This is a genomic window from Aquabacterium sp. J223, from assembly GCF_024666615.1.
GTDB lineage: Bacteria > Pseudomonadota > Gammaproteobacteria > Burkholderiales > Burkholderiaceae_C > J223.
The window spans coordinates 4,488,132-4,513,668 of sequence record NZ_CP088297.1 but is presented as its reverse complement, the minus strand read 5'-3'; the positions used below and the strand labels follow the sequence as shown (position 1 = coordinate 4,513,668).

25 protein-coding genes and 1 pseudogene are annotated in these 25,537 nt (G+C 72.3%); 22 read left to right on the top strand and 4 right to left on the bottom strand.

What is annotated here, in order from left to right:
- The first annotated feature begins 75 nt into the window (after positions 1-75).
- The 13 genes and pseudogenes from LRS07_RS21205 to LRS07_RS21145 all read left to right on the top strand — a co-directional run bounded on the left by LRS07_RS21205 (position 76) and on the right by LRS07_RS21145 (position 13,280).
- Complete coding sequence (locus LRS07_RS21205; protein ID WP_260499894.1) at positions 76-1,860, top strand: Mur ligase family protein; 1,785 nt, start codon at positions 76-78, stop codon at positions 1,858-1,860.
- Positions 1,857-3,128, top strand: coding sequence for a putative lipid II flippase FtsW (ftsW, locus tag LRS07_RS21200; protein ID WP_260499893.1), 1,272 nt, complete (start codon positions 1,857-1,859; stop codon positions 3,126-3,128). Before LRS07_RS21205 ends, ftsW begins: the two co-directional genes overlap by 4 nt.
- Positions 3,125-4,216, top strand: coding sequence for an undecaprenyldiphospho-muramoylpentapeptide beta-N-acetylglucosaminyltransferase (gene murG, locus LRS07_RS21195; protein ID WP_260499892.1), 1,092 nt, complete (start codon positions 3,125-3,127; stop codon positions 4,214-4,216). Before ftsW ends, murG begins: the two co-directional genes overlap by 4 nt.
- A complete protein-coding gene (murC, locus tag LRS07_RS21190; RefSeq protein ID WP_260499891.1) occupies positions 4,213-5,727 on the top strand; it encodes a UDP-N-acetylmuramate--L-alanine ligase in 1,515 nt (504 codons plus the stop codon). Before murG ends, murC begins: the two co-directional genes overlap by 4 nt.
- Complete coding sequence (locus tag LRS07_RS21185; RefSeq protein WP_260499890.1) at positions 5,724-6,689, top strand: D-alanine--D-alanine ligase; 966 nt, start codon at positions 5,724-5,726, stop codon at positions 6,687-6,689. The genes murC and LRS07_RS21185 overlap by 4 nt, the downstream gene beginning before the upstream one ends.
- A gap of 10 nt (positions 6,690-6,699) precedes the next feature.
- Positions 6,700-7,521, top strand: coding sequence for a cell division protein FtsQ/DivIB (locus tag LRS07_RS21180; RefSeq protein ID WP_260499889.1), 822 nt, complete (start codon positions 6,700-6,702; stop codon positions 7,519-7,521).
- An 11-nt stretch (positions 7,522-7,532) separates the two neighbouring features.
- A complete protein-coding gene (gene ftsA, locus LRS07_RS21175; protein WP_260499888.1) occupies positions 7,533-8,762 on the top strand; it encodes a cell division protein FtsA in 1,230 nt (409 codons plus the stop codon).
- 135 nt (positions 8,763-8,897) lie between these two features.
- Positions 8,898-10,103: a cell division protein FtsZ gene (gene ftsZ, locus LRS07_RS21170; RefSeq protein WP_260499887.1), complete on the top strand. Its 1,206-nt coding sequence runs from the start codon at positions 8,898-8,900 to the stop codon at positions 10,101-10,103.
- Positions 10,104-10,310: 207 nt separating this feature from the next.
- The gene (locus LRS07_RS21165) at positions 10,311-10,763 is read left to right on the top strand and encodes a PACE efflux transporter (protein WP_260499886.1); all 453 of its coding nucleotides are present in this window, start codon (positions 10,311-10,313) and stop codon (positions 10,761-10,763) included.
- Positions 10,760-10,984, top strand: a complete 225-nt coding sequence (locus LRS07_RS21160) for a cysteine-rich CWC family protein (RefSeq protein WP_260499885.1) — start codon at positions 10,760-10,762, stop codon at positions 10,982-10,984. The genes LRS07_RS21165 and LRS07_RS21160 overlap by 4 nt, the downstream gene beginning before the upstream one ends.
- A gap of 104 nt (positions 10,985-11,088) precedes the next feature.
- Positions 11,089-12,214: pseudogene (locus LRS07_RS21155) on the top strand (ATP-binding protein).
- Between the two features lie 144 nt (positions 12,215-12,358).
- Positions 12,359-12,811 carry a DUF1810 domain-containing protein gene (locus LRS07_RS21150; RefSeq protein ID WP_260499884.1) on the top strand — a complete coding sequence of 151 codons (453 nt, stop codon included), beginning with the start codon at positions 12,359-12,361 and terminating at the stop codon, positions 12,809-12,811.
- A gap of 31 nt (positions 12,812-12,842) precedes the next feature.
- Positions 12,843-13,280 carry an MAPEG family protein gene (locus LRS07_RS21145; protein ID WP_260499883.1) on the top strand — a complete coding sequence of 146 codons (438 nt, stop codon included), beginning with the start codon at positions 12,843-12,845 and terminating at the stop codon, positions 13,278-13,280.
- Here LRS07_RS21145 and LRS07_RS21140 read toward each other — a convergent pair.
- Positions 13,214-14,227 (bottom strand): LysR family transcriptional regulator, encoded by a 1,014-nt coding sequence (locus LRS07_RS21140; protein ID WP_260499882.1) that lies wholly within the window; start codon positions 14,225-14,227, stop codon positions 13,214-13,216. The genes LRS07_RS21145 and LRS07_RS21140 overlap by 67 nt on opposite strands.
- A 93-nt stretch (positions 14,228-14,320) precedes the next feature.
- Between LRS07_RS21140 and LRS07_RS21135 the strand changes: the two genes are divergently transcribed.
- The 6 genes from LRS07_RS21135 (at position 14,321) to LRS07_RS21110 (ending at position 21,371) form a co-directional block, all read left to right on the top strand.
- Positions 14,321-15,379, top strand: coding sequence for an amidohydrolase family protein (locus tag LRS07_RS21135; RefSeq protein WP_260499881.1), 1,059 nt, complete (start codon positions 14,321-14,323; stop codon positions 15,377-15,379).
- Positions 15,380-15,420: 41 nt separating this feature from the next.
- Positions 15,421-16,452 carry a tripartite tricarboxylate transporter substrate binding protein gene (locus tag LRS07_RS21130; RefSeq protein ID WP_260499880.1) on the top strand — a complete coding sequence of 344 codons (1,032 nt, stop codon included), beginning with the start codon at positions 15,421-15,423 and terminating at the stop codon, positions 16,450-16,452.
- A gap of 47 nt (positions 16,453-16,499) precedes the next feature.
- Positions 16,500-17,483, top strand: coding sequence for a Bug family tripartite tricarboxylate transporter substrate binding protein (locus LRS07_RS21125; RefSeq protein WP_260499879.1), 984 nt, complete (start codon positions 16,500-16,502; stop codon positions 17,481-17,483).
- A gap of 49 nt (positions 17,484-17,532) precedes the next feature.
- On the top strand, positions 17,533-18,594 hold the full coding sequence (locus LRS07_RS21120; RefSeq protein WP_260499878.1) for an amidohydrolase family protein: 1,062 nt from the start codon (positions 17,533-17,535) through the stop codon (positions 18,592-18,594).
- A gap of 106 nt (positions 18,595-18,700) precedes the next feature.
- On the top strand, positions 18,701-19,150 hold the full coding sequence (locus LRS07_RS21115) for a (2Fe-2S)-binding protein (RefSeq protein ID WP_260499877.1): 450 nt from the start codon (positions 18,701-18,703) through the stop codon (positions 19,148-19,150).
- A 4-nt stretch (positions 19,151-19,154) separates the two neighbouring features.
- Positions 19,155-21,371 (top strand): xanthine dehydrogenase family protein molybdopterin-binding subunit, encoded by a 2,217-nt coding sequence (locus LRS07_RS21110; RefSeq protein ID WP_260499876.1) that lies wholly within the window; start codon positions 19,155-19,157, stop codon positions 21,369-21,371.
- Positions 21,372-21,431: 60 nt separating this feature from the next.
- On the opposite strand, the gene trxC is transcribed toward LRS07_RS21110, so the two are convergent.
- Positions 21,432-21,857 (bottom strand): thioredoxin TrxC, encoded by a 426-nt coding sequence (trxC, locus tag LRS07_RS21105; RefSeq protein WP_260499875.1) that lies wholly within the window; start codon positions 21,855-21,857, stop codon positions 21,432-21,434.
- A 63-nt stretch (positions 21,858-21,920) separates the two neighbouring features.
- On the bottom strand, positions 21,921-22,154 hold the full coding sequence (locus LRS07_RS21100; RefSeq protein WP_260499874.1) for a hypothetical protein: 234 nt from the start codon (positions 22,152-22,154) through the stop codon (positions 21,921-21,923).
- A gap of 100 nt (positions 22,155-22,254) precedes the next feature.
- On the opposite strand from LRS07_RS21100, the gene LRS07_RS21095 reads away from it, so the two are divergent.
- From LRS07_RS21095 to LRS07_RS21085, 3 genes are all read left to right on the top strand, one after another.
- Positions 22,255-23,088: a GNAT family N-acetyltransferase gene (locus tag LRS07_RS21095; protein WP_260499873.1), complete on the top strand. Its 834-nt coding sequence runs from the start codon at positions 22,255-22,257 to the stop codon at positions 23,086-23,088.
- Between the two features lie 85 nt (positions 23,089-23,173).
- Positions 23,174-24,109 (top strand): UDP-3-O-acyl-N-acetylglucosamine deacetylase, encoded by a 936-nt coding sequence (gene lpxC, locus LRS07_RS21090; protein WP_260499872.1) that lies wholly within the window; start codon positions 23,174-23,176, stop codon positions 24,107-24,109.
- Positions 24,110-24,125: 16 nt separating this feature from the next.
- The gene (locus LRS07_RS21085; RefSeq protein ID WP_260499871.1) at positions 24,126-24,311 is read left to right on the top strand and encodes a hypothetical protein; all 186 of its coding nucleotides are present in this window, start codon (positions 24,126-24,128) and stop codon (positions 24,309-24,311) included.
- 656 nt (positions 24,312-24,967) lie between these two features.
- On the opposite strand, the gene ruvC is transcribed toward LRS07_RS21085, so the two are convergent.
- A complete protein-coding gene (gene ruvC, locus LRS07_RS21080) occupies positions 24,968-25,516 on the bottom strand; it encodes a crossover junction endodeoxyribonuclease RuvC (protein ID WP_260499870.1) in 549 nt (182 codons plus the stop codon).
- Between the last annotated feature and the right edge of the window lie 21 nt (positions 25,517-25,537).

The following is a 25,537-nucleotide window of genomic DNA, read 5'->3' as shown; positions in this document are numbered from 1 at the left end:
CCCCCCACGCTCTCTTCGTTCGCTGCCCCCCACGGGGGCGCGCAGGGCCCTTCGGGCGGCCGGGCGGGCCCTGCCATGCTCCAAGGCAAGCACGTCCTCGTCCTCGGCCTCGGCGATTCGGGCCTGGCCATGGCGCGCTGGTGCGCGCGGCTGGGGGCGGCCAGCGTCCGGGTGTGGGATTCGCGGGAGGCGGCGCCGAAGGACGACGACCTGAAGCGCGAACTGCCGCAAGCCCGGCGCCTGCACGGCGCGCTGGACCTGGCCGCGCTTCTCGACGGCGGCGAGCGCATCGACGCCATCTTCAAGAGCCCCGGCCTGTCGCCGCGCGACGAACGCCTCGCGGCGCTGCTGAAGGGCGCCACCGACCGCGGCCTGTGGGTGGCCGGCGAACTGGAGCTCTTCGCCCGCGCGCTGGCCGCGCTGGCCGCCGCGCACGGCTACGCGCCCAAGGTGCTGGCGATCACCGGCACCAACGGCAAGACCACCACCACCGCGCTCACCGGCCTGCTGTGCGAACGCGCCGGGGCCCGCGTGGCGCTGGCCGGCAACATCGGGCCGTCGCTGCTGGACACGCTGGCCGCCGCGCTGGACGCGCAGGGCCTGTCGCTGGACGCACCGGCCGCGCCCGCCGCCGACGAGGCGCCCGACGACGAGGAGCCCGACGACGACGCCCTCGGCGCCGAACTGGCGCTGGTGGAAGACGAGACGGCGCTGGTCGACGAGCCCGAGCCCGAGGTCGCCGCCGAACTGGCCGCCGACGAGGCCGCGCACGCCGAGCGGCCGCTGCCCATCGCCCCGCCACCGCCACCGCCGCCGGTGTTCGAGCACCTGCCCGAGGTCTGGGTGCTGGAGCTGTCCAGCTTCCAGCTCGACGGCGTGCGCGGCTTCGAGCCGCACGCCGCCGCGGTGCTCAACATCACGCAGGACCACCTGGACTGGCATGGCGACATGGCGGCCTACGCCGCGGCCAAGGGCCGCGTCTTCGGCGAGCGCGGCATGCTGGTGATCAACCGCGACGACGCGGCGGTCGAGGCGCTGGTGCCGCCGCCGGTGGTGGTCAAGGGCGCGCGCGGCCGGCCCGGCCGCACCGTGTCGCGGGAGGTGGTCCGCTTCGGCCTCGACGCGCCGCGCGCGCCGGGCGACTTCGGCCTGGTCGTCGAAGGCGGCATGGCCTGGCTGGTGCAGGCGCTGCCGTCGGAGGACGACGGCGGCAAGGGCCGGGGCCGCAAGGCCGCGGTGCCGGCCGAGGACCTGCACATCCGCCGCCTGATGCCCGCCGACGCGCTGCGCCTGCGCGGGCGCCACAACGCGGCCAATGCGCTGGCCGCGCTGGCCCTGGCCACCAGCACCGGCCTGCCGCTGGCGCCGATGCTGCACGGCCTGCGCGAGTACCGCGGCGAGCCGCACCGCGTCGAGTACCTGGCCACGGTGAACGGCATCGAGGCCTACGACGACAGCAAGGGCACCAACGTCGGCGCCACGGTGGCGGCCATCGACGGCCTCGGCGCCGACCGCGCTCCGGCGAAGCTGGCGCTCATCCTCGGCGGCGACGGCAAGGGGCAGGACTTCGCGCCGCTGGTCGAGCCGCTGCGCCGGCATGCGCGGGCGGTGGCGCTCATCGGCCGCGACGCCGAGGCCCTCGCGTCGGTGCTGTCGGCGCTCGACCTGCCGCTGCAGCGCCACGGGTCGCTGCCCGACGCGGTGCGCTGGTGCTTCGCGCAGGCCCGGTCGGGCGATGCGGTGCTGCTCAGCCCCGCCTGCGCCAGCCTGGACATGTTCCGCGACTACGCGCACCGCGCGCAGGTGTTCGCCGACGAGGTGCAGGCCATCGCTGCCGAGCACGGGGAGGCCTTGGCATGAGCGGTGCGGTCGCCACCCGCCTGCAGGGCCTCGCCGGCTGGCTCGGCCGGCTCAAGCCCGGCCGCCGCGACGAGGACGGCCCGGTGCCCATCCGCGACTGGGTGGGGGCGCCCGCGGCCGGCCAGCCGGCGCGGCTGCTCGGCTTCGACCAGGCGCTGGTGGCGGTGACGGTGGCGCTGCTGGCGCTGGGCCTGGTGATGGTCTATTCGGCCTCCATCGCGCTGCCGGACAACCCGCGCTTCGCCCGCTACGCGCCCACCCACTTCCTGAGCCGCCATGCGCTGTCGCTGAGCCTGGCCTTCGTCGCCGCGGTGGTGGTGGTGCAGATCCCGATCGCCACCTGGGAGAAGTGGGCGCCCTGGTTCTTCGTCTCGGCCCTGGCGCTGCTGGTGCTGGTGCTCATCCCGCACATCGGCAAGGGGGTCAACGGCGCCCGGCGCTGGATTCCGCTCGGCGTGCTGAACTTCCAGCCCAGCGAGTGGGCCAAGCTGGCCACCGCGCTCTACGCCGCCAGCTACATGGTGCGCAAGATGGACGCGCGGGAGAACTTCTTCCGCGCGGTGACGCCGATGGCCGTGGCGCTGGGCCTCACCGGCATCCTGCTGCTGGCCGAGCCCGACATGGGCGCCTTCATGGTCATCGCCGCCATCGCGCTGGGCATCCTCTTCCTCGGCGGCGTCAACGGGCGGATGTTCTTCCTCAGCGTGGCGGTGCTGGTCGGCGCCTTCGTGCTGATGATCGTCTTCAGCGAGTTCCGCCGGCAGCGCATCTTCGCCTACCTCGACCCGTGGAACCCGGCCTACGCGCAGGGCAAGGCCTACCAGCTGACGCATTCGCTGATCGCACTCGGCCGTGGCGAGCTGTTCGGCCAGGGCCTGGGCTCCAGCGTGGAGAAGCTGCACTACCTGCCCGAGGCGCACACCGACTTCCTGCTCGCGGTGGTGGGCGAAGAACTGGGCTTCGTCGGCGTGGCCTGCGTCATCGCCGCCTTCTTCTGGCTGACGCGGCGCATCTTCCACATCGGCCGCCAGGCCATCGCGCTCGACCGGGTGTTCGCCGGGCTGATGACGCAGGGCATCGGCACCTGGCTCGGCGGGCAGGCCTTCATCAACATGGGCGTGAACCTGGGGCTGCTGCCGACCAAGGGGCTGACGTTGCCGCTGATGAGCTACGGCGGGTCGGCCATCGTGCTCAACCTGATCGCGCTGGCGATCGTGCTGCGGGTGGACATCGAGAACCGCGCGCTGATGCGGGGTGGCAGAACATGAGCCGTCACCTCGTCATCATGGCCGCCGGCACCGGCGGCCACATCATCCCCGGCCTGGCCGTCGCCACCGAGATGCAGCAGCGCGGCTGGAGCGTCAGCTGGCTGGGCACGCCCGCCGGCATGGAGCACCGGCTGGTGCCGCCCACCGGCATCCCGGTCGACGCCATCGGTTTCGCCGGGCTGCGCGGCAAGGGCGTCCGGCACACGCTGCAGGGTGCGCGCCAGCTGCTGAAGGCGTTCGGCGAGGCCCGGCGCATCCTGCAGCGGCGCGCGGCCGACGCGGTGCTCGGCATGGGCGGTTACGTCTGCGTGCCCGGCGGCGTCATGGCCCGGCTGGCGCGCAAGCCGCTGATGCTGGTCAACGCCGACGCCTCGCTGCTGCTGTCCAACCGGGCGCTGCTGCCGATGGCCGACCGCATCGGCTTCGGCTTCGACGGCGAAGCCGCCACCCGGCTGAAGGACCGCGCGGTCGTCACCGGCAACCCGGTGCGCGCCGAGATCGAGGCCATCGAGCCGCCGGCCGAGCGCTTCGCCCAGCGCAGCGGGCCGCTGAAGCTGCTGGTGGTGGGCGGCAGCCTGGGCGCCAAGGTGCTCAACGAGACGTTGCCGCAGGCGCTGGCGCTGATGCCGCCGGAGCGCCGTCCCAGCGTCACCCACCAGACTGGCCCGGCGATGGCGGATGGCGTGCGCGCCGCCTACGCGGCGGCCGGCATCGACAACGCCGAGGTGCTGCCCTTCATCGACGACATGCCGCGCCGCCTGGCGGCGTGCGACCTGGTGGTCTGCCGCGCCGGCGCGGTGACGGTGAGCGAGCTCTGTGTCGCCGGCGTGCCGGCCATCCTGGTGCCGCTGATCGTCAGCACCACCTCGCACCAGCAGGACAACGCGAAGTTCATGGCCCAGCACGGCGCGGCGCTGCACCTGCCGCAGAAGGAGCTGACCGCCGCCTCGCTGGCCGCGCTGATCGACCGCCAGGACCGTTTCGCCCTGTTCACCATCGCCGACAAGGCCCGCCACCTCGGCCGGCCGCGCGCCGCGGCGCGGGTGGCGGACGAGATCGAGGCGATGGTGGAGAAGAAGAAAAAATGAAACACGCCGTCAAGCGCATCCACTTCGTCGGGATCGGCGGCGCGGGCATGTCCGGCATCGCGGAGATCCTGCACAACCTCGGCTACACCGTGTCGGGCTCGGACCAGTCCGCCTCGGCCACCACCGAGCGGCTGGCCTCGCTCGGCATCCGGGTGGCGATCGGGCACGACGCGCAGCACATCGACGGCGCGCAGGCGGTGGTCACCTCCACCGCGGTGAAGGGCGACAACCCCGAGGTCATCGCCGCCCGCGCTCGGCGCATCCCGGTGGTGCCGCGCGCGGTGATGCTGGCCGAGCTGATGCGGCTGAAGTCCGGCATCGCCATCGCCGGCACGCATGGCAAGACCACCACCACCTCGCTGGTCACCAGCGTGCTGGCCGAGGCCGGCGTCGACCCGACCTTCGTCATCGGCGGGCGCCTGAACAGCGCCGGCGCCAACTCGCGCCTGGGCGCCGGCGACTACATCGTGGTCGAGGCCGACGAGTCGGACGCCTCCTTCCTCAACCTGACGCCGGTGCTGTCGGTCATCACCAACATCGACGCCGACCACATGGACACCTACGGCCACGATTTCGCGCGGCTGAAGGCGGCGTTCGTGGACTTCCTGCACCGCATGCCCTTCTACGGCGCCGCCATCCTGTGCGGCGACGACGCCGGCTGCCGCTCCATCATCCCGATGGTGTCGCGGCCGGTGGTCACCTACGGCCTGGACGAGGGCGTGCAGGTGCGGGCGGTGGACGTGCGGGCCCTGCCCGGCGGGCAGATGACCTTCGTCGCCCAGCGCCGCAACGGCACGGTGCTGCCGGACCTGCACGTCACGCTCAACCTGCCCGGCGAGCACAACGTGCGCAACGCGCTGGCCGCCATCGCCGTGGCCAGCGAGCTGGAACTGCCCGACGAGCCGGTGGTGCGCGCGCTGGCCGGCTTCACCGGCGTGGGGCGGCGTTTCCAGCGTTATGGCGAGCTGCCGGTCCCGATGTGGAGCGGAGTGGCGCCGCCGGCGCCGGGCCGCTCCCAAGGCGGCGGCGTGCCCCCTTGGGGGGCGGGCGGCGTACCCGCCGACCGGGGGCAGACGTTCACGCTCATCGACGACTACGGCCACCACCCGGTGGAGCTGGCCGCCGTGGTCGCCGCGGCGCGCGGCGCCTTCCCCGGCCGCCGGCTGGTGCTGGCCTTCCAGCCGCACCGCTACACCCGCACGCGCGACTGCTTCGAGGACTTCGTCAAGGTGCTGGGCAGCGCCGACGCGGTGCTGCTGACCGAGGTCTACGCCGCCGGCGAGGCGCCGATCGTCGCCGCCGACGGCCGCGCCCTGGCCCGGGCCTTGCGCGTGGCCGGCCAGGTGGAGCCGGTGTTCGTCGACGACGTGGCCGCGCTGCCGCAGGCGGTGCTCGACCAGGCCCGGCCCGGCGACGTGGTGATCTGCATGGGCGCCGGCTCCATCGGCGGCGTGGCCCAGAAGGTGGTCGACGCCATCGGCCAGCAGACCATGAGGGGGATGCAGCAGTGAGCGACGACCGCATCGACGTCCAGGGTCTTGGCCGGGTCGCGGTCCTGATGGGCGGCCGCTCCGCCGAGCGCGACATCTCGCTGCTGTCCGGGCAGGGCGTGCTGGCCGCGCTGCGCAGCCAGGGCGTGGACGCGCATGCCTTCGACCCCGCCGAGCGCGAACTGGCCGAGCTGAAGGGCGACGGCGTCGACCGCGTCTTCATCGCGCTGCATGGCCGTGGCGGCGAGGACGGCACGGTGCAGGGCGCGCTGGAATGGCTGCGCATCCCCTACACCGGCTCCGGCGTCATGGCCTCGGCCATCGCCATGGACAAGGTGATGACGAAGCGGGTGTGGTCGGCGGTCGGCCTGCCGACCCCGCCGTCGGTGTCGCTGGCGCCGCACGAGCAGACCGACGCCCGCATCGCCGACATCCCGGCCGCGATCGGGCTGCCGCTGATGGTCAAGCCGCCGCGCGAGGGTTCGTCCATCGGCATCACCAAGGTGAGCGACGCCGCGGCGCTGGTCCCGGCGGTGCGCGAGGCCGCGCGCCACGACCCCGAGGTGCTGTGCGAGGCCTTCGTCGAGGGCCTGGAGATCACCTGCCCGGTGATCGGCGAGGGCGACCGTGCGCTGGCGCTGCCCATCATCCGCATCGCCGCGCCGGACGGCAACTACGACTACCAGAACAAGTACTTCACCGACGTGGTGCAGTACCACTGCCCCAGCGGCCTGCCGCCGCACGAGGAGGCCGCCATCCAGGCCATCGTGCTGCAGGCGTACCGCGTCCTCGGCTGCCGCGGCTGGGGCCGAGCCGACCTGATGGTGCGCGCCAGCGACCGCCGGCCCTTCCTGCTGGAGATGAACACCTCGCCGGGCATGACCGGCCACTCGCTGGTCCCCATGTCGGCCAAGGCCGCCGGCATCCCCTACGAGCAGCTGTGCCTGCGGCTGCTGGCGTCGGCCGCGCTGGACCACGCCTGACGCCTTCGCCATGAACGCCGCCGTGCTCGCCAACCCGCTGCCCGCCGACGTGCGCCTCACGCGCGCGCTGGCGAGCACGCTGTTCGTGGTCGTCGGCCTCGGCGTCGTCGCGGCCGGCCTGCTGGCGCTGGCGCGGCTGCCGGTGTTCACCATCCGCAGCATCCAGATCGAGGGCGAGGTGTCGCGCAACACCGCCGCCACCATCCGCACCCATGCGCTGCCGGCGCTGCGCGGCAACTTCTTCACCCTCGACCTGCGCCGCGGGCGCGAGGCCTTCCAGCGCGTGCCCTGGGTGCGCCGCGCGGTGGTGCGCCGGGTGTGGCCGAACGGGCTGAAGGTGTCGCTGGAGGAACACCACCCGGCCGCGCTGTGGCGCGGCCTGCGCGACGGCGAGGAGGACCGGCTGGTCAACCGCGAGGGCGAGGTCTTCGAGGCGAACGTCGGCGACGTCGAGGAGGACCGGCTGCCGCAACTGGCGGGCCCCGACGGCAGCTCGTCCAAGGTGCTGGCGCTGTACCAGCGGCTGGTGCCGGTGTTCGACCGGCTGGACATGGGGCTGGAGCGGCTGTCGCTGACCGACCGCGGCTCCTGGCAGGCCGACCTGGACACCGGCGCGAAGGTCGAACTGGGCCGGGGCGAACCGCAGGAGGTGCTGGCGCGGGCCGAGCGCTTCGCCCGCACGCTGCCGCAGGTGACCGCGCGCTTCCAGCGTCCGCTGGCCACCGCCGACCTGCGCCATGCCGACGGCTACGCCGTGAAGCTGAAGGGCATCACCACCACGATGGAGGCGACGCCGGCCAAGCCCGGCGCGCCCAAGACGAGAACACGCTGAGGGAATCGCGCATGCCGAAGGAATACAAGGACCTGGTCGTCGGCCTGGACATCGGCACCGCCAAGGTGATGGCGGTGGTGGCCGAGGTCATGCCCGACGGCACGCTTCGGGTGGCCGGCCTGGGCGTGGCGCCCTCGCACGGGTTGAAGCGCGGCGTGGTGGTCAACATCGACGCCACCGTGCAGTCCATCCAGCAGGCCTTGAAGGAGGCCGAGATGATGGCCGACTGCAAGATCACCCGCGTCTACACCGGCATCACCGGCAGCCACATCCGGGGGCAGAACTCCACCGGCATGGTCATCGTGCGCGACAAGGAGGTGACGCCCATCGACGTCGCCCGCGTGGTGGAGACGGCCAAGGCCATCAACATCCCCACCGACCAGCGGCTGCTGCTGGTCGAGCCGCAGGAATTCGTCATCGACGGCCACGAGGTGAAGGAGCCGATCGGCATGTCCGGCGGCCGGCTGGAGGTCAAGGTCCACATCGTGACCGGCGCGCAGAGCGCGGCCGAGAACATCGTCAAGTGCGTGCGCCGCTGCGGGCTGGAGGTGGACCAGCTGGTGCTCAACCCCAGCGCCAGCAGCGCCGCGGTGCTGACCGAGGACGAGAAGGACCTCGGCGTGGCGCTGGTCGACATCGGCGCCGGCACCACCGACGTGTCGATCTACACCGACGGCAGCGTGCGCCACACCGCGGTGATCCCGATCGCCGGCGACCTCATCACCAGCGACATCGCGATGGCGCTGCGCACGCCGACCAAGGACGCCGAGGAGATCAAGGTCGAGTACGGCGTGGCCAAGCAGCTGCTGGCCGACCCGAGCGAGAACCTCGAGGTGCCCGGCCTGGGCGACCGCGCGCCGCGCATGCTCAGCCGCCAGGCGCTGGCCGGCGTCATCGAGCCGCGGGTGGAGGAGATCTTCTCCCTCGTGCACCAGGTCATCCGCGAAAGCGGCTACGAGGAGCTGCTGTCCAGCGGCATCGTGCTGGCCGGCGGCTCCGCCGTCATGCCCGGCATGGTGGAGCTGGCCGAGGACATCTTTCTGAAGCCCGTGCGCAAGGGCCTGCCGACCTACGGCGGCGCGCTGCACGACATGGTGGCCAACCCGCGGTCGGCCACCGTCATGGGACTGCTGGAGGAGGCGCGCCTGGCGCGTGCGCGCGGTCAGCGCGCGGCGCAGCAGGCCGGGTCGGTGAAGACCTGGTTCGGCCGCCTCAAGGACTGGTTTCTGGGGAATTTCTGATCAAGGGCCCGCCGGTGCTGCTTCCCGCAAGCGAAGCCGCACAGAGGCCCCCACACGAAGCGAGCGACGGCAACGCGGACTTCACACGCAAGCAACGCAACTGATTCACGGCAACTGCTAACTGGAGTGCACACCATGCCCATCGAGATGATCGAAGAGTTCAACGAAGGCACCAAGATCAAGGTGATCGGGGTCGGCGGCGGCGGCGGCAACGCCGTCGAGCACATGATCGCCAAGGGGGTGCAGAACGTGGAGTTCATCTGCGCCAACACCGACGCGCAGGCGCTCAACCGCTCCACCGCCCACAACCACCTGCAGCTGGGCCACACCGGCCTCGGCGCCGGTGCCAAGCCCGAGGCCGGCCGCCTGGCCGCCGACGAGGCCACCGACCGCATCAAGCAGGCCATCGAAGGCGCGCACATGCTGTTCATCACCGCCGGCATGGGCGGCGGCACGGGCACCGGCGCCGCACCGGTGATCGCCCGCGTGGCCAAGGAGATGGGCATCCTCACCGTCGGCGTGGTGACCAAGCCCTTCGAGTTCGAAGGCAACCGGCGCATGAAGGCGGCCGACGCCGGCGTGGCCGAGCTGGAGGCCAACGTCGACAGCCTGATCGTGGTGCTCAACGAGAAGCTGCTCGACGTGATGGGCGACGACGTCACCCAGGAGCAGGCCTTCGCGCACGCCAACGACGTGCTGCGCAACGCGGTCGGCGGCATCAGCGACATCATCCACATGGACGCGCTGATCAACGTCGACTTCGAGGACGTGAAGACGGTGATGAGCGAGCCGGGCAAGGCCATGATGGGCACCGCCCAGGCCAGCGGCCCCGACCGCGCCACCAAGGCCGCCGAGCAGGCGGTGGCCTGCCCGCTGCTGGAGGGCATCGACCTCAGCGGCGCGCGCGGCGTGCTGGTGCTGATCGCGGCCAGCCGTCAGACCTTCAAGCTGAGCGAGAGCCGCAACGTGATGAACACCATCCGCCGCTACGCCGCGGACGATGCGCAGGTCATCTACGGCGCGGCCTACGACGAGAGCCTGGGCGACCAGCTGCGCGTCACCGTGGTCGCCACCGGCCTGTCGCCGGCCAACCGCCGCCAGCAGGCGCCGCTGACCGTGGTGCAGCAGGCCCCGCTGCAGCGCACCGGCACCGACAACCTGCCCATCCTGCAGCAGGCGCTCGGCGCGGGCACCGTGCCCGCCGCCGACTACCACGCGATGAACGTGCCCAGCGTCTGGCGCAACGGCCGCACCCAGGCGGCGGCGAAGGTGGACGCGCTGGCCAGCAACGGCATGGACGAGATCGAGATTCCCGCCTTCCTGCGCAAGCAGGCCGACTGAGCGGACGCGCAGTGCGCGGCTGGGCCGCGCTCCGGTTGCCGCCGCATACCGTTGCCGATCGCCGCCGGGGCGTGCCCCGGGGGTGCTTGAGAGGCCGCGGCCGCCCTTGCACGCGCAAGAGCGGCCGGGGCCTTTTTCGCTCCTGCGCGACGAGGTCCGGTGGCGCGCCTCGATAAACTGATCCGCCGTCCGAAGCCCGAACGCCTCATGAGTCCCAGAGCCCGCCGGGTCCTCCAGGCCGTCCTCTACGAGGTCGGCGCCGTCGCCGTGGTCGGACCGGTGCTGAGCCTGGCCTTCGACCGGCCGGCGGCCTCGACCCTCGGCCTGGCCGTCGTGCTGTCGGGCATCGCGCTGGGCTGGAACTACCTCTTCAACACCCTCTTCGAGCGCTGGGAGTCCCGGCAGGCCGTGCGCGGCCGGTCGTGGGTCCGGCGCCTGGCGCACGGCACCGGCTTCGAGGGCGGGCTGGTCATCCTGCTGGTGCCGGTGATGGCGCTGTGGCTGGACATTCCGCCGCTGGCGGCGTTCCTGGCCAACCTGGGCCTGCTCGCCTTCTTCTTCGTCTACGCCATCGCCTTCACCTGGACCTTCGACCGGCTGTTCGGCCTGCCGGCCTCGGCCGGTGGGCCGCGGCAGGCCGACGCCTCCCCGAGGCCGTGACGCCCGTCGCCGACCGGTCGCACGACGTGCCGGCGCAGGCGGGCCGGCGCTGCCCGCTGTGCCAGGGCGACAACCGCTGCATGCTCGCACGGGCGACCGGCGCCTCGGTGGCCGACTGCTGGTGCGCCGGCAGACGCATTGCGGCGTCGACGCTGGCCGCCGTGCCGCTCGCGCTGCGCGGCAGGGCCTGCCTGTGCGCGCGCTGCGCCAACCCGCCCTGAGGTGTGCAGCGGTCGTCGACGACAGGGCGCGTGTTTTGCCTCGCGCGCGTGACGCGCCCCGATACTGCACGCTGCGGCGATCCCGTCCGTCAACTGGAGCCGCCATGCGCATCGCCGAATTCATCCTTCAGGACATGGAGGGCATCCTGCGGGAGTGGGAGGCGTTCGCGTCGACGCAGTTGCCGGCTGCCGCGCAGATGACGCCGCTGGCGCTGCGCGACCATGCCAAGCAGATCCTGGGCGCGGTGGCCAAGGACCTGGCCACCCCGCAGACGCGGCAGGCCCAGGCCGAGAAGTCGAGGGGGCGGGCGCAGGAGCCGCTCGGGGCGCCGGAAACCGCCGCCGAGATCCACGCCGTGCTGCGCGCGCGCAGCGGCTTCGACATCAACCAGTTGGTGGCCGAGTACCGTGCGCTGCGCGCCAGCGTGCTGCGGCGGTGGATGGACGTGATCCCGCCGGCCGACCGCAGGCTGGAGGACGTGGTGCGCTTCAGCGAGGCCATCGACCAGGCCATCGCCGAGTCGATCAGCTTCTTCATCGCCCGCGTGGACCAGGCCCGCAGCCTGCTGCTCGGGATGCTCGGCCACGACATGCGCAGCCCGCTCAACACCATGCTGGCGACCGCCGCCTACCTGACGGCGCTCAAGGCCGGCGACAAGGTGTCGGACGCCGCGGCACGCCTCACGCGCAGCGGCAGGGCGATGAGCGTGCTGCTCGAGGACCTGGTCGACTTCAACCGCATCATGCTGGGCCTGGGCATCAACGTGACCCGCGCCGAGGTCGATCTGGGCGCGGTGCTGGCCGACGAGGTCGACCAGCTGCGGGGCGCTCATCCCGGTCGGGAGATCTCGCTCGAAGTGGAGGGCGACGCCACCGGCCGGTGGGACGGCCACCGGCTGCAGCAGCTGACCCGCAACCTGGTCGTCAACGCCATCAAGTACGGCGCGCCGGAAACGCCCGTGCGGGTCGCCCTGACCTGCCGGGACGCCGAGGTCGGGCATCGAGGTCGCCAACCAGGGAGCCACCGTCGACGCCGCGCTGCTCGACAAGATCTTCGACCCGCTGGAGCGGGGCCCGGCGGCGGAGCGCGGCGCAAACGCCGAGGACGGACTCGGCCTGGGCCTGTACATCGTGCGCGAGATCGCCCGGGCCCATGCCGGCGACGTGCAGGTGCGCTCCCAGGACGGCGTCACCGCGTTCACGGTGCGGCTGCCGCGACGGCTGCAGTAGCGGCGCAACGGGTGCCGCCGGCGCTGCGCGGCCGCGCCTGCGTGTGCGCCGGCTGTGCGGGCGGCTCGAAGGGGCTGGACGGCTGAGTCGCCCGGGCGGATTCACCCTGCCGCACGTCGGCCTCGGCCTTGCCTCACGACCCCCATGGCCCGCACCACGGACGACCCTTTCCAGCTCGAGCGCTTCCTGCAGGCCCAGGCGGGCGCCTACCCGCCGGCGCTGGCCGAGCTGCGCGCCGGCGCCAAGCGTTCGCACTGGATGTGGTTCGTCTTCCCGCAGCTGAGGGGCCTGGGCCGCAGCGACATGGCGAGGGCCTACGGCATCGTGTCGCTGGACGAGGCCCGGGCGTACCTGGCACACCCGGTGCTCGGCGCTAGGCTGCGAGAGGTGATGGCCGTGCTGAGCGACCTGGCAGGTGCCGATGCCGAGGCGGTGTTCGGCCCGGTGGATGCGGTGAAGCTGCGCTCCTGCGTCACGCTGTTCCAGGCCGCCGCGCCGCAGGAGCCGCTGTTCGGCGCGGTGCTGGCGAAGTACTTCGGTGGCCGGCCGGACGGGCAGACGCTGGCGCTGCTGGCGCCGACCGACGGTCGCCGCTGAGGCGACCGGGGCGGGGCGTTAGATTCGCCCCATGCCCACCAACCACCTCCACCTGCTCGCCGCCGCGCTTGCGATGGTGCTGCTCACCTTCGCCGTCGCGGTCGCGATGTTCTTCGCCCGCTTCGGTGAGATGCGGCGCAAGCGGCTGCACCCGCAGGCCATTGCCACCTCGGCCGCCATGGCGGCGCGGCTGGAGCGCACCGGGCCGGCCGACAACTTCCGCAACCTGTTCGAGGTGCCGGTGCTGTTCCATGCGCTGGTGGCGGTGGCGCTGGCGCTGAACCTCGTGCCGTCGTGGCTGGTGGTCGGCGCCTGGGCCTTTGTCGCGCTGCGGGTGGTGCACAGCCTCATCCACTGCAGCTACAACCGGGTGATGCACCGCGCGGTGGCCTTCCTGGCCGGCTACCTGCTGGTGCTGGGGTTGTGGATCGCCTTCGTCGCCTCGGTGTTCCAACGGGCGTCCGCCTGAGGACTCACGCCGACCGGCCCAGCGCCTGCGCCTCCTGCGCGTGCCAGGCCGGCGGCCGGCCGCGCCACTCCCCCCACCAGCAGCTCGACGAAGGCCTGTGCCGCCGGCGACAGCTGGTGGCCGCGCTTGACGACGGCGTACAGCGTGCGCGGCACCGCCGGCCCGACCAGCGGCACCGCGGCCAGGTCGCGCCGGTGCTGCGGCCCGACCAGGTAGGACGGCAGCACGCTCACGCCCAGGCCCTGCAGCGTCATCGCCAGCGAGGTGGCGACGTAGTCGGCCTCGTGCGTCGGCACGAAGTGCTGGCCGCTTTCCGCCAGCGTCTCGTCGATGACGGCGCGGATGGGATTGCGTCGGCTGCCGGAGATGGTGGGCACCTCCTTCAACTCGCGCCAGCGCAGGTGGCGACGCTGCGCCAGCGGGCTGTCGGCACGGCAGATGACGCACAGCCGGTCCTGGATCAGCGGCGTCAGCTCGACCGCGGCGGTGCGGCGGTCGGGCGTGCCGATGGCGAACTCCACCTCGTCCATCAGCACCGCCTCGACGATGCGCTCGGGCGGCCGGTCCTGCATCACCGCCTCGACCTCCGGGTAGCGCTCGCGGAAGCGCTGCAGCATCGGTGCCATCAGCGCCGCGGCGGCCGAGGTGCTGGCGGCGAAGCCGAAGCGGCCGAGCCGCTTCTCCCGCATGCCGCGGGCGCCGTTGACCAGGCGCTCCACCCCGTCCAGCACCTCCTGCGCCACCGGCAGCGCGTCGAGCGCGGCCTGCGTCGGCGTCAGCCGCCGGGTGGTGCGGTCGAACAGGCGCACGCCCAGCGTCTCCTCGAACTGGCGCAGCAGCAGGCTCACGGCGGCCTGCGTGAGGTTGAGCTGCTGGGCGGCGCGGGTCACGCTGCCGAGCCGGTAGACCGCCACGAACGCCCGCACCTGGCGCAGGTTCACATTCATATGGACATATTATGAGTCGTTAAGTAACTCTTGCTTTTCTTGTGGATGGGCCTGCGGTGCAATCCGCGGCTGCCGATTTTTCACACCACCGCCATGTCCACCATCCCGCCCGCCCCGTACCGCCGCATTGCCGCCGAGGAAGGCTGGTGCACGCCCGAACTGATGCGCATGTACGAGCGCATCGTCGAGACGCGGTCCATCAACGACCCGGGCTTCTACAGCCTGTGGGGCTTCTTCGGCACGAGCCCGAGCGAGCGCGCGCGCACGCTGAAGGACCGCATCCAGGACCTGGAGGGCCGGCGCCTGCGCGACATGGACGAGCACGGCATCGACATGCAGCTGCTGATGCTGACCGCGCCCGGCGTGCAGGTCTTCGACGCCGCCACCGGTACCGCACTGGCCGCGTCGACCAACGACCACATGGCCGACACCATCCGCCGCCACCCGACGCGCTTCGACGGCCTGGCGGCCGTGGCGCCGCAGGACCCGCAGGCCGCGGCCAAGGAAATCGAGCGCGCGGTCAACCAGCTCAAGCTGAAGGGCGTGGTCATCAACTCGCACACCCAGGGCGAGTACCTCGACGACACCAAGTTCTGGGACATCTTCGCCGCCTGCGAGGCGCTGGACGTGCCGCTGTACATCCACCCCAACACGCCGTCGCCGCAGATGGTGGAGCCCTTCCTGTCGCGCGGCCTGGGCGAGGCGATCTACGGCTTCGCCTGCGAGACCGGGCTGCACGTGCTGCGCATGATCGTGGCCGGCGTGTTCGACCGCTTCCCCAAGCTGCGGCTGGTGCTCGGCCACTGCGGCGAGGGCCTGCCCTACTGGCTCTACCGCATCGACTTCATGCACGGCGGCATCGTGCGCGCCAACCGCTGCGAGGGCGCCAAGCCGCTGCAGCGCACCCCGGGCGAGGTGTTCCGGCAGAACGTCTGGGTGACGAACAGCGGCATGTGCTGGGCGCCCCCGGTGATGTACTGCCACCAGGTGCTGGGCGCCGACCGCGTGCTCTACGCCATGGACTACCCGTACCAGGTGGTGGCCGACGAGGTGCGGGCGATGGACGCGCTGCCGCTGTCCGACGAGCACAAGAAGATGTTCTTCCAGACCAACGCGGAACGGCTGTTCCGCCTGGCGCCGCAGTCGGCCTGATGGCGGCGCCCACCCGAATGCGCCCACAAGAAGGAGACGACATGGCCCCTCACCCCAGCACCTCCACGGCCCGCCGCGGCGCGATGCGCCTGGTCGGCGCCGCGGCGCTGGCCCTGTTCGGCGCGGCCGCCAGCCCGCTCGCGCTGGCGCAGGCCGGCGCGGCCGCCACCCCCGGCTGGCCGAACAAGCCGGTGCGGCTGATCGTCACCTTCCCGCCCGGCGGCAGCAGCGACGCCGCCGCGCGCCTGGTGGCGCCCAAGCTGGCCGAGCGACTCGGCCAGGCGGTGGTGATCGACAACCGGCCCGGCGCCGGCGGCGGCATCGGCCTGGAGGCGGCGGCCAAGAGCGCGCCCGACGGCCACACGCTGGTGCTGGCCTCGGCCGGCGGCCTGACCGCCAACCCCAGCCTGTACCGCAAGCTGAACTACGACCCGGTGAAGGACTTCGCGCCGGTGGTGCTGTTCGGCACCAGCCCCTTCGTGCTGGTGGCGCACGAGTCGCTGCCCGCCGCCAATGCCCGCGAACTGGTGGCGCTGGCCAAGTCCAAGCCCGGCAAGCTGAGCTACGCCTCCGGCGGCAACGGCACCGCCATGCACCTGTCGGGCGAGCTGCTGAAGAGCACCGCGCAGGTCTTCGTCGTGCACGTGCCCTACCGCGGCACCGGTCCGGCGGTGCTGGCCGCCATGTCGGGCGAGACGGAGCTGGCGGTGGCCGACCTGGCCAGCGTGCAGCAGCAGCTGAAGGGCGGCCGGCTGAAGGCGCTGGGCGTGATGGGCGCCAAGCGCAGCAGCCTGGCGCCGGAGCTGCCCACGCTGGCCGAGACGGGCCTGCCCGGCTTCGAGTCCAACGGCTGGTTCGCGGTGCTGGCGCCGGCCGGCACGCCCGCGCCCATCGTCGCGCGCCTGAACGCCGAGCTGAATGCCATCCTGCGCTCCGACGACATGCGGCGTCAGTTCGCGGTCGCCGGGCTGGAGCCGCTGGGCGGCAGCAGCGAGGAACTGGCGCGGCTGATGAAGTCCGAGACCGACAAGTGGGCCCAGGTGATCAAGGTGTCGGGCGCCAAGCTCGACTGACCGGGCCGCCGCACGCCCGCCAATCCCACACCACGAGGAGACCTTCCATGACCCACCCCAACCCGGCACGCCGCCGGCTGCTGAACGCCCTGGCCCTTGCACCGGTGGCCGGTGCCCTGCCGTTCGCCGCCCAGGCGCAGGAGGGCGGCACGCTGCGCCTGGTGGTGCCCTTCACCCCCGGCACCACGCCCGACCTGTGCGCCCGCCTGATCGGCCCGGTGTGGGCCAAGCGCTTCAGCAAGACCGTGGTCACCGACAACCGGCCCGGTGCCAGCGGCATGCTGGGGCTGGACGCGGTGGCCAAGGCCGCGCCGGACGGCAACACCCTGCTGTTCGGCACCAACACGCAGCTGACCCTGCCCTTCGTCTACGCGAAGGTGCCGTTCGACGTGATCAACTCGTTCTCGGCCATCGGGCTCATCGGCTCGACGCCGATGGCGCTGGTGGTGCACCCGTCGGTGGCGGTCAACAACACCCGGGAGCTGGTGGCCTGGCTGAAGGCGCAGCCGCAGTCGACCGACTACGCTTCGCCCGGCAAGGGCACCGTGCACCACCTGACGATGGAGTACTTCGCCCACCTGAGCGGCACCAAGCTCAACCACGTGCCGTACAAGGGCTCGGCCCCGGCGCTGGCCGACGTGCTGGGCGGACACGTCAAGCTGACCATCGTGCCGATGCACGTCGCGGCGCCGCACGCCGCCGAAGGCAAGCTGCGGGTGATGGGCGTGTCCAGCCGCGAGCGCGACCCCGGCTTCCCCAACGTGCCCACGCTGGCCGAGACCGGCGTGCCCGGCATGGACACCGAGGCCTGGTACGCGGTCTACGGCCCGCGCGGCCTGCCGCCAGCCATGGTGGCCACCTACAACGAGGCGCTGCGCGCCGCGCTGGCCGACCCCGAGGTGCTGTCCACGCTGAGCAAGCAGGGCGTGACGCCCCGGCCCAATTCCCCCGAGCAGTTCGCGCGGCTGATGCGCGAGGAGCACGACAAGTGGGGACGCCTCATCAAGGCCATCAACCTTCCCCAGGAATAGACCAGCTGCGGTCTCTTCCCCGGGCCCCTTCACGCAGTACCTCAGTCCCATGACCGACACCACCACCCCCCGTCCCGGCCCCGTCCCGTACAAGCGCATCGCCACCGAGGAGGGCTGGGCCGCCACGGGCCAGCTCGACCGCTACCGCCGGCTGGTGGAGCAGGGCAAGCTCGACGACCCGGCGTTCAACGCCATGTGGCGCTTCTACCTGGCCGGCACCAGCGACCGCACCCGCCACATCGAGCGCTGCCTGGGCGACACCGACGACCTGCGCCTGCAGCACATGGACGCCGCCGGCATCGACATCGCCGTGCTGTCGCTGACCTCGCCCGGCGTGCAGGTCTTCGGCCGCGACGAGGCGGTGGCCATGGCACGCGACGCCAACGACGAGCTGGCCGCGGCGGTGGGGCGCCGTCCCGACCGCTACGCCGGCCTGGTGGCGGTGGCGCCGCAGGACCCCGCCGAGGCGGCCAAGGAGATGCAGCGCGGCGTGCGCGAGCTGGGCATGCGCGGCGTGATCATCAACTCGCACACCCACGGCGAGTACCTGTCGGACCCGAAGTTCTGGGCCATCTTCGAGGCGGCCGAGGCGCTGGACGTGCCGATCTACCTGCACCCCAACTGCCCGCCCAAGGCGATGGCCATGCCCTTCCTGGAGGCGGGGCTGGACGGCGCCGTCTTCGGCTTCGGCGTCGAGACCGGCCTGCACGCGCTGCGCATGATGACCAGCGGCGTGTTCGACCGTTTCCCCAAGCTGCAGCTCATCCTCGGCCACATGGGCGAAGCGCTGCCGTTCTGGCTGTACCGCCTCGACTACATGCACCGCGCCACGGTGCGTTCCGGCCGCTACCCGCAGCTCAAGCCGCTGCAGCGCGGCATCCCCGAGGTGATGCGGAACAACGTGCTCATCACCAACAGCGGCGTCGTCGACCCGCTGGGCATCAAGTTCAGCCAGGCGCAGCTGGGCGTGGACCGGGTGCTCTACGCCATGGACTACCCCTACCAGTACGAGATCGGCGAGGTGCTCGCGCTCGACGCCATGGACATGCCGGCCGCCGACAAGAAGGCCTTCTTCGAGGACAACGCCCGGCGTGTCTTCCGCCTCGGTTGAACGCCGCTGGCGCGGGTCTTCCCCGGTGCCGAGGTTCCGTCGGCTGAATTAACGTCTGGATCCCGAGCCGCCCGCAAGAGGGCGGCCTTCCTTTGAGGGATTACAGATGGAACTTGAGGTCAACGGTCGACGGCTGAGCGCCGATGTGGATCCTGAAACGCCGCTGCTGTGGGTGCTGCGCGACGAGCTCGGCCTGACCGGCACCAAGTTCGGTTGCGGCATGGCCATGTGCGGTGCCTGCACCGTGCACATCGACGGCCAGCCCACGCGCTCCTGCGTGATGCCGGTGTCCGCGGTGGCAGGCAAGCGCATCACCACCATCGAGGGCCTGTCGCCGAACGGCGACCACCCGGTGCAGAAGGCCTGGGTGGCCGAGCAGGTGCCGCAGTGCGGCTACTGCCAGTCCGGCCAGGTGATGACGGCCGCCGCGCTGCTCAAGGCCACGCCCAAGCCCAGCGAGGCGCAGATCAAGCAGGCGATGAACGGCCACATCTGCCGCTGCGCCACCTACCAGCAGATCGTCCAGGCGGTCGGCCGTGCCGCGCGGGAGGGCTGAGGCCATGCGCACCGAAGCACAAGGCATTTCCCTGCAGCGGCCCTCGCGCCGCCAGTTCCTGCTCACCACCGGCGGCCTGAGCATCGGCGTCGCCTTCGGCGTGCCGGCGGTGGCGCAGAACGCGCCGGCCTCCGCCGCCGGCGCCGGGGCCGAGGCCTTCGGCCCCAACGCCTGGGTCACCATCGGCACCGACGGCACGGTCACCATCGTCTCGCCGGCGGCGGAGATGGGGCAGGGCACGTCCACCGCCATGCCGATGTGCCTGGCCGAGGACCTGGACGCCGACTGGTCGAAGGTGGTCGTCAAGCAGGCGCCGCACAACCCGAAGGCCTATGGCAACCGGCTGTTCGGCGGTGCCATGGCCACCGGTGCCTCGCGCACCACGCGCGGCTACTACCAGCCGATGCGGCTGGCCGGCGCCCAGGCCCGGCTGGTGCTGCTGCAGGCGGCGGCCGGCCGCTGGAACGTGCCGGTCGGCGAGCTGACCACCGAGCCCGGCGTGGTCGTGCACGCGGCCAGCGGCCGCCGCATGGGCTACGGCGAGGTCGCGTCCTTCGCCACCGTGCCGGCCGAGCTGCCCACCGTCACCCCGGCGCAGCTCAAGCCGCTGAAGGACTGCCGCCTGATCGGCCGCGACATCGCCCGGCTGGACATGAAGGACAAGGTCACCGGCCGCGCGATGTACGGCATCGACACCCGGCTGCCCGGCATGCTGCACGGCGCCGTCTTGCGCGCGCCGCAGCAGAAGGACCGGCCGCAGGCGGTGGACGACAGCGCCGCACGCCAGGTCAAGGGCTGGCTGGCCACCGTGCAGCTGCCCTACGGCGTCGGCGTGCTGGCGACCAACACCTGGGCGGCGCGCAAGGCGCGCGATGCGCTGAAGGTGACCTGGGCCGGCGCCTCGCCGGCCAAGGGCTACACCACCGCCGCCGTCAAGCGCGACTACCAGGCCGTGGCCGCCGACCTCGGCCGCACCGGCGTGGAGGTGGAACGCCATGGCGACGTGCCGGCGGCCATCGCCGGCGCCAGCCGTGTCCTCAAGGCCGACTACGTCACCGGGCACCTGGCGCACGTGGCGCTGGAGCCGATGAACGCCACCGCGCAATGGAACGGCGACCGGCTCGAGGTGTGGGCGCCGACCCAGGCGCCGACCATCGCCGCCGCCACGCTGGCCGGCGCGCTGCAGATGCCCATGCCCAACATCGTGGTGCACACCACGCTGCTGGGCGGCGGCTTCGGCCGCCGGGTGGAGGGCGACTACACGGTCGACGCCGCGCTGCTGGCCAAGGCCGCCGACGGCAAGCCGGTGAAGGTGACCTGGAGCCGCGAGGACGACGTGCGCAACGACAAGCTGCGCCCGCTGGTGGCCCAGCACCTCGAGGCCGGGCTGGACGGCAGCGGCAAGGTGGTGGCGCTGCGCCACCGCGTGGTGTCGGAGTCGATCTACGGCCGCACCAACCCGGCGGGCTACAAGGCCGCCGGCGGCAAGGACGCGCCGGTGCACGAAGGCGCCGAGCACCTGTACGGCATCGACGCGCACCTGGTCGAGTTCCTGCGGCAGGAACGCGGCATCGACGTCGGCTTCTGGCGCGGCGTGGGCGGCGGCTACACCAAGTTCGCGCTCGAAAGCATGATCGACGAGGTGGCGATCGCGCGGAAGATGGACCCGCTGGCGCTGCGGCTGGAACTGCTGGCCAAGCAGCCGCGGGCCCAGGCGGTGCTGCGCGAGGCGGCCGCCATGGCGGGCTGGGACCGGCCGCGCCCGCGCGGCCGTGCGCTCGGCATCGCCTACTCCGACATCTGGGAGACGCACATCGCCGAGGTGGCCGAGGTGTCGGTGGACCGCAAGACCGGCGAGCTGAAGGTGCACGGCCTGTGGGCCGCGGTGGACGCCGGCGTCGCCCTGCTGCCCACCAGCGTGGCGCGCCAGGTCGAGGGCGGCATGCTGTGGGGCCTGGAGACGTTGCGCGCCGAGCTGACGCACACCGACGGCGTGGTGCAGCAGAGCAACTTCCACGACTACCCGGTGCTGCGGCTGGCCGACGTGCCGCCGGTGGTGCAGGTCAAGGTGCTGCGCACCGAGCATTCGCCCGGCGGTGTGGGCGAGGCCGGCCTGCCGCCGCTGGCGCCGGCGGTGGCCAACGCCTTCGCCAAGCTGACCGGCAAGCGGCTGCGCAGCCTGCCCTTCAGCCCGGAGACGGTGAAGCGCGCGCTGGCCTGAGCGCACGCGCACGGCAGAAGGCCGGCCCTCGGGCCGGCCTTCTGCTTTCAGCCCAGTGGGTCAGCGCGCCAGCTGCTGCTGCACCCAGGCCAGCAGGTCGCGGCTGGTCATGGCGCCGCTGCGGCGCGCCACCTCGCGGCCATGGCGGAACAGCGCCAGCGTCGGGATGGTGCGGATGCCGTGCTGCGTCGCCGCCTTCGGCGCCAGGTCGGTGTCCACCTTGGCGAAGCGCACCTGCGGCAGCGCCTTGGCCGCCTGCTCGAAGTGCGGCGCCATCTGCCGGCACGGCCCGCACCAGGCGGCCCAGAAGTCGACCACCACCGGCAGCTCGGTGGCGGCGAGGAAGGGCGGCAGCGTGCGGTCGTCCAGCGGCACCGGCATCGGCTTCATCAGCGGCGCCTGACACTTGCCGCACACCGGACCGTCGTCCAGCCGTTCATCGGGCACGCGGTTGGTGGCGGAGCAGACGGGGCAGGCGAGGTGCATGGCGGGCGGGCGACAGGAAGCAGGGGCCGTACCCGGTGTGACGCGGGTGCGGGCGGCTCTGCCTTAGATGGGTCCGCCGGACGACGTTCCAAGCGCGGCCCGGCCGTCGGGGTCGGATCCGCCCGACGCTGGCGGCGTCGCCGGCGCCGCCGGCGCGGCGGGCGGCAGGCCGAGGTCGATGGAGGCGCCGGGGTCCTCCTCGCCGGCCACCGATTCCTCGTCCAGCGACACGGGGGCGGGCGCCGCCGGTGGCGGCGCGGCCGGTGGGCGGTCGTGGGGGCGGGACGGGTGTGCCATGGTGACGCCTTGCCGGCAAGCTCGGTGCCCGTGCACGGTTCATGGCCGCGTCATCCCCGCTTCACGGCCGCGTCACCCCGGCCGCCGAGCATGCCCGGCCATGACAGCCACCCTCCTGCGCCACGCGGTCGCCGAGCGCGATCCCGCTGCCCTGGCGCTGCGGCCCGCGCCCGCCCGAGCCACCACCGATGCCGATGCCGAGCCGGCGCTGCGCGTCGCGTGGGCGCGCGACGCCGCGGAGGTGCGCGAGGCGCAGGCCCTGCGCCACCGCGTCTTCGCCGTGGAGATGGGGGCCCGGCTGTGCGTGCCGGCGGGCACGCCGCCGGGGCTCGACGTCGACGTCTTCGACGCCTTCTGCGAGCACCTGCTGGTGCGCGCCGAGGTCGTGCCCGGCGAGCCCGGTCCGGTGGTCGGCACCTACCGGGTGCTGACGCCCGACGCGGCGCGGCGCGCCGGCGGCTACTACAGCGAGGGCGAGTTCGACCTCACCCGCCTGCGGCCGCTGCGCGCCGGGCTGCTGGAGCTGGGCCGCTCCTGCGTGCACCCCGACCACCGCGCCGGCGGCGTGGTGCTGGCGCTGTGGGGCGCGCTCGCCGCGTTCATGCAGCGCAACCGGCTGGAGACCATGGTCGGCTGCGCCAGCATCAGCATGCGCGACGGCGGCCACACCGCCGCCAGCCTCTGGGCCCGGCTGCGCCAGAGCCACCTGGCCGCGCTGGAATGGCAGGTGCGCCCGCGCCTGCCGCTGCCGGTGGACGAGCTGCGCCAGGACCTGGACGTGAGCCCGCCGCCGCTGATCAAGGGCTACCTGCGCTGCGGCGCCAAGGTGCTCGGCGCGCCGGCCTGGGACCCCGACTTCCACACCGCCGACCTGCCGCTGATGCTGCGCTTCCCCGACCTGGCGCCGAGGTACCGGCGGCACTTCTCGGCTTGAGGCGGGCGCCGGCATCGGCCGGCTGCATCGAGGCCATAGGCAGCGTGCGACCCGGCCGAGGGTCCCCGCTTCCTACAATCGGCGGATGCTCCGACAACGCACCTTGAAGTCGCTGACCCGCGCCGTCGGCGTGGGCCTGCACAGCGGCCAGAAGGTCGAACTGACGTTGCGCCCGGCGGCGCCGGACACCGGCATCGTCTTCCGCCGTGTCGACCTGCCGGTGCCGGTGGACATCCCGGTGCACCCGCTGTCGGTGTGCGACACCCGCATGGCGTCGACCATCTCGGCCGGCGGCGACCCCGGCGCGCCGAAGGTGCAGACCATCGAGCACATCCTGTCGGCCTGTGCCGGGCTGGGGCTGGACAACCTGGTCATCGACATCACGGCCGACGAGGTGCCCATCCTCGACGGCTCGGCCGCCGCCTTCGTCTTCCTACTGCAGTCGGCCGGCATCGCGCTGCAGGACGCGCCCAAGCGCTTCATCCGGGTGACCAAGCCGGTGGAGGTGCGCCAGGGCGAAGGTCCGTCGCTGAAGTGGGCGCGCCTGGAACCGCACCACGGCTGGCGCTTCGCGTTCGAGATCGAGTTCAACCACCCGGCGGTGGACTCCACCGGCCAGCGCGTGGTCTTCGACATGGGCTCGGGCCGCTACAAGCGCGACATCGCGCGCGCCCGCACCTTCGGCTTCACCAAGGACGTGGAGATGATGCGCGAGCGCGGCCTGAGCCTGGGCGGCAGCATGGACAACGCCATCGTCGTCGACGAGAGCCGGGTGCTCAACAGCGAGGGGCTGCGCTACGACGACGAGTTCGTCAAGCACAAGATCCTCGACGCCATCGGCGACCTCTACATCGCCGGCCATGCGCTGCTTGGCAGCTACACCGCCTACAAGAGCGGTCATGCGCTGAACAACCTGCTGCTGCGCGCGCTGCTGGCCGATCCCTCCGCGCACGAGCGGGTGACCTTCGAGCGCGAGGCCGACGCGCCGTCCGGCTTCGCCGAGCTGGCGCCGGCGTGGTGAGGCGGCATCAACCGACGTGCTGATCTTCCGCCTCGTCTTCGGCCTGCTGCTGGTGGCGGGGCTGCTGTGCTTCGCGGCCTACGTCGCCACGGGGGACGTGCGCTGGCGCCGCTGGGGGCTGGTGATCGTCAAGTGGACGGTGGTGGCGGGGTTGGGGTTCTTCGCGGTGATCGTGTTGGAGCGGTTGGCGGTGATGCTTTGATCGCTTTGCGTTGCGGCTCTTAGGCGTCTTTGCGTGGCCGTGGGCTTTTTGCGTTGCAGCCCGTGGGCCTGCGCGGCCCACGCCCGCGGTAACTTTCTTTTGGTCTTGCCCAAAAGAAAGTCACCAAAGAAAAGGGCGCTTCAACATCCGATTTCGCTCTCGCACTGGATGACGGGGCCCGCTTCTCGCTCCAGTTTCTGCCTGCCATCAGGCCCTGCCTCAGTTTGCGAGGAAGGGGAACGCTCCACCAGCGGCGGCTTCCGAATGCGCTCGTGTCTTGGCCCATGCGGCGTCGCTGCGCTCGCCTACAGCAGGCAGTGGGGGCACGAGGTGCCTTCGGGCTTGCAAGCGAGCGAAGCGAAGCGGCGCGGACCCAGGCACGAGCCTGGTCGGAAGCCGGCCGCGGCTGAGCGTCGGACGCCCTTGCAGACTGAGGCAGGGCCTGATGGCAGGCAGAAACTGGAGCGAGAAGCGGGCCCCGTCATCCAGTTCGAGAGCGAAATCGGATGTTGTGTTGAAGGCCCTTTTCTTTGGTTCCTTTCTTTTGGGCCACCAAAAGAAAGAACCGCGGGTGTGGGCCGCGCAGGCCCACGGGCTGCATCCCGAAGAGCCACCATGCATCCCGAAGACCCACCACGGGCTGCGCCGCAAGAGGCTCAGTAAGCCCGCCCCTTCCGGTATTGCCCCTGCGCCCGCGGCGCCAGCACCGCCTGCCGGCCCAGCACGGCCAGCGATGCACCGGCATGGGCGTGCGCGATGGCCAGGCCCAGCGCATCGGCCGCATCGGTCCCCGGCACGCCGGGCAGCGACAGCAGCCGCGCCACCATCGCCTGCACCTGGTGCTTGGCCGCCTGCCCATGGCCGACCACCGCCTTCTTCATCTGCACCGCGGTGTACTCCGACACCGGCAGGCCGCCGGCGACGAGTGCCGCCAGCGCCGCGCCACGGGCCTGGCCGAGCAGCAGCGTGCTCTGCGGGTTGACGTTGACGAAGACGATTTCCACCGAGGCGGTGTCGGGCCGGTAGCGCTCGACCACCTCGCGCACGCCTTCGAACAGGATCTTCAGCCGCGCGGGCAGGTCACCCCGCGCGGCGTCGGCGGTGCGGATGGTGCCGCTGGCGGCATAGGCCAGGCGCGGTCCGTCGCAGTCGATGACGCCGAAGCCGGTGGTCTGCAGGCCGGGGTCGATGCCGAGGATGCGCATGCGCCATTCTCACCGGGGCGT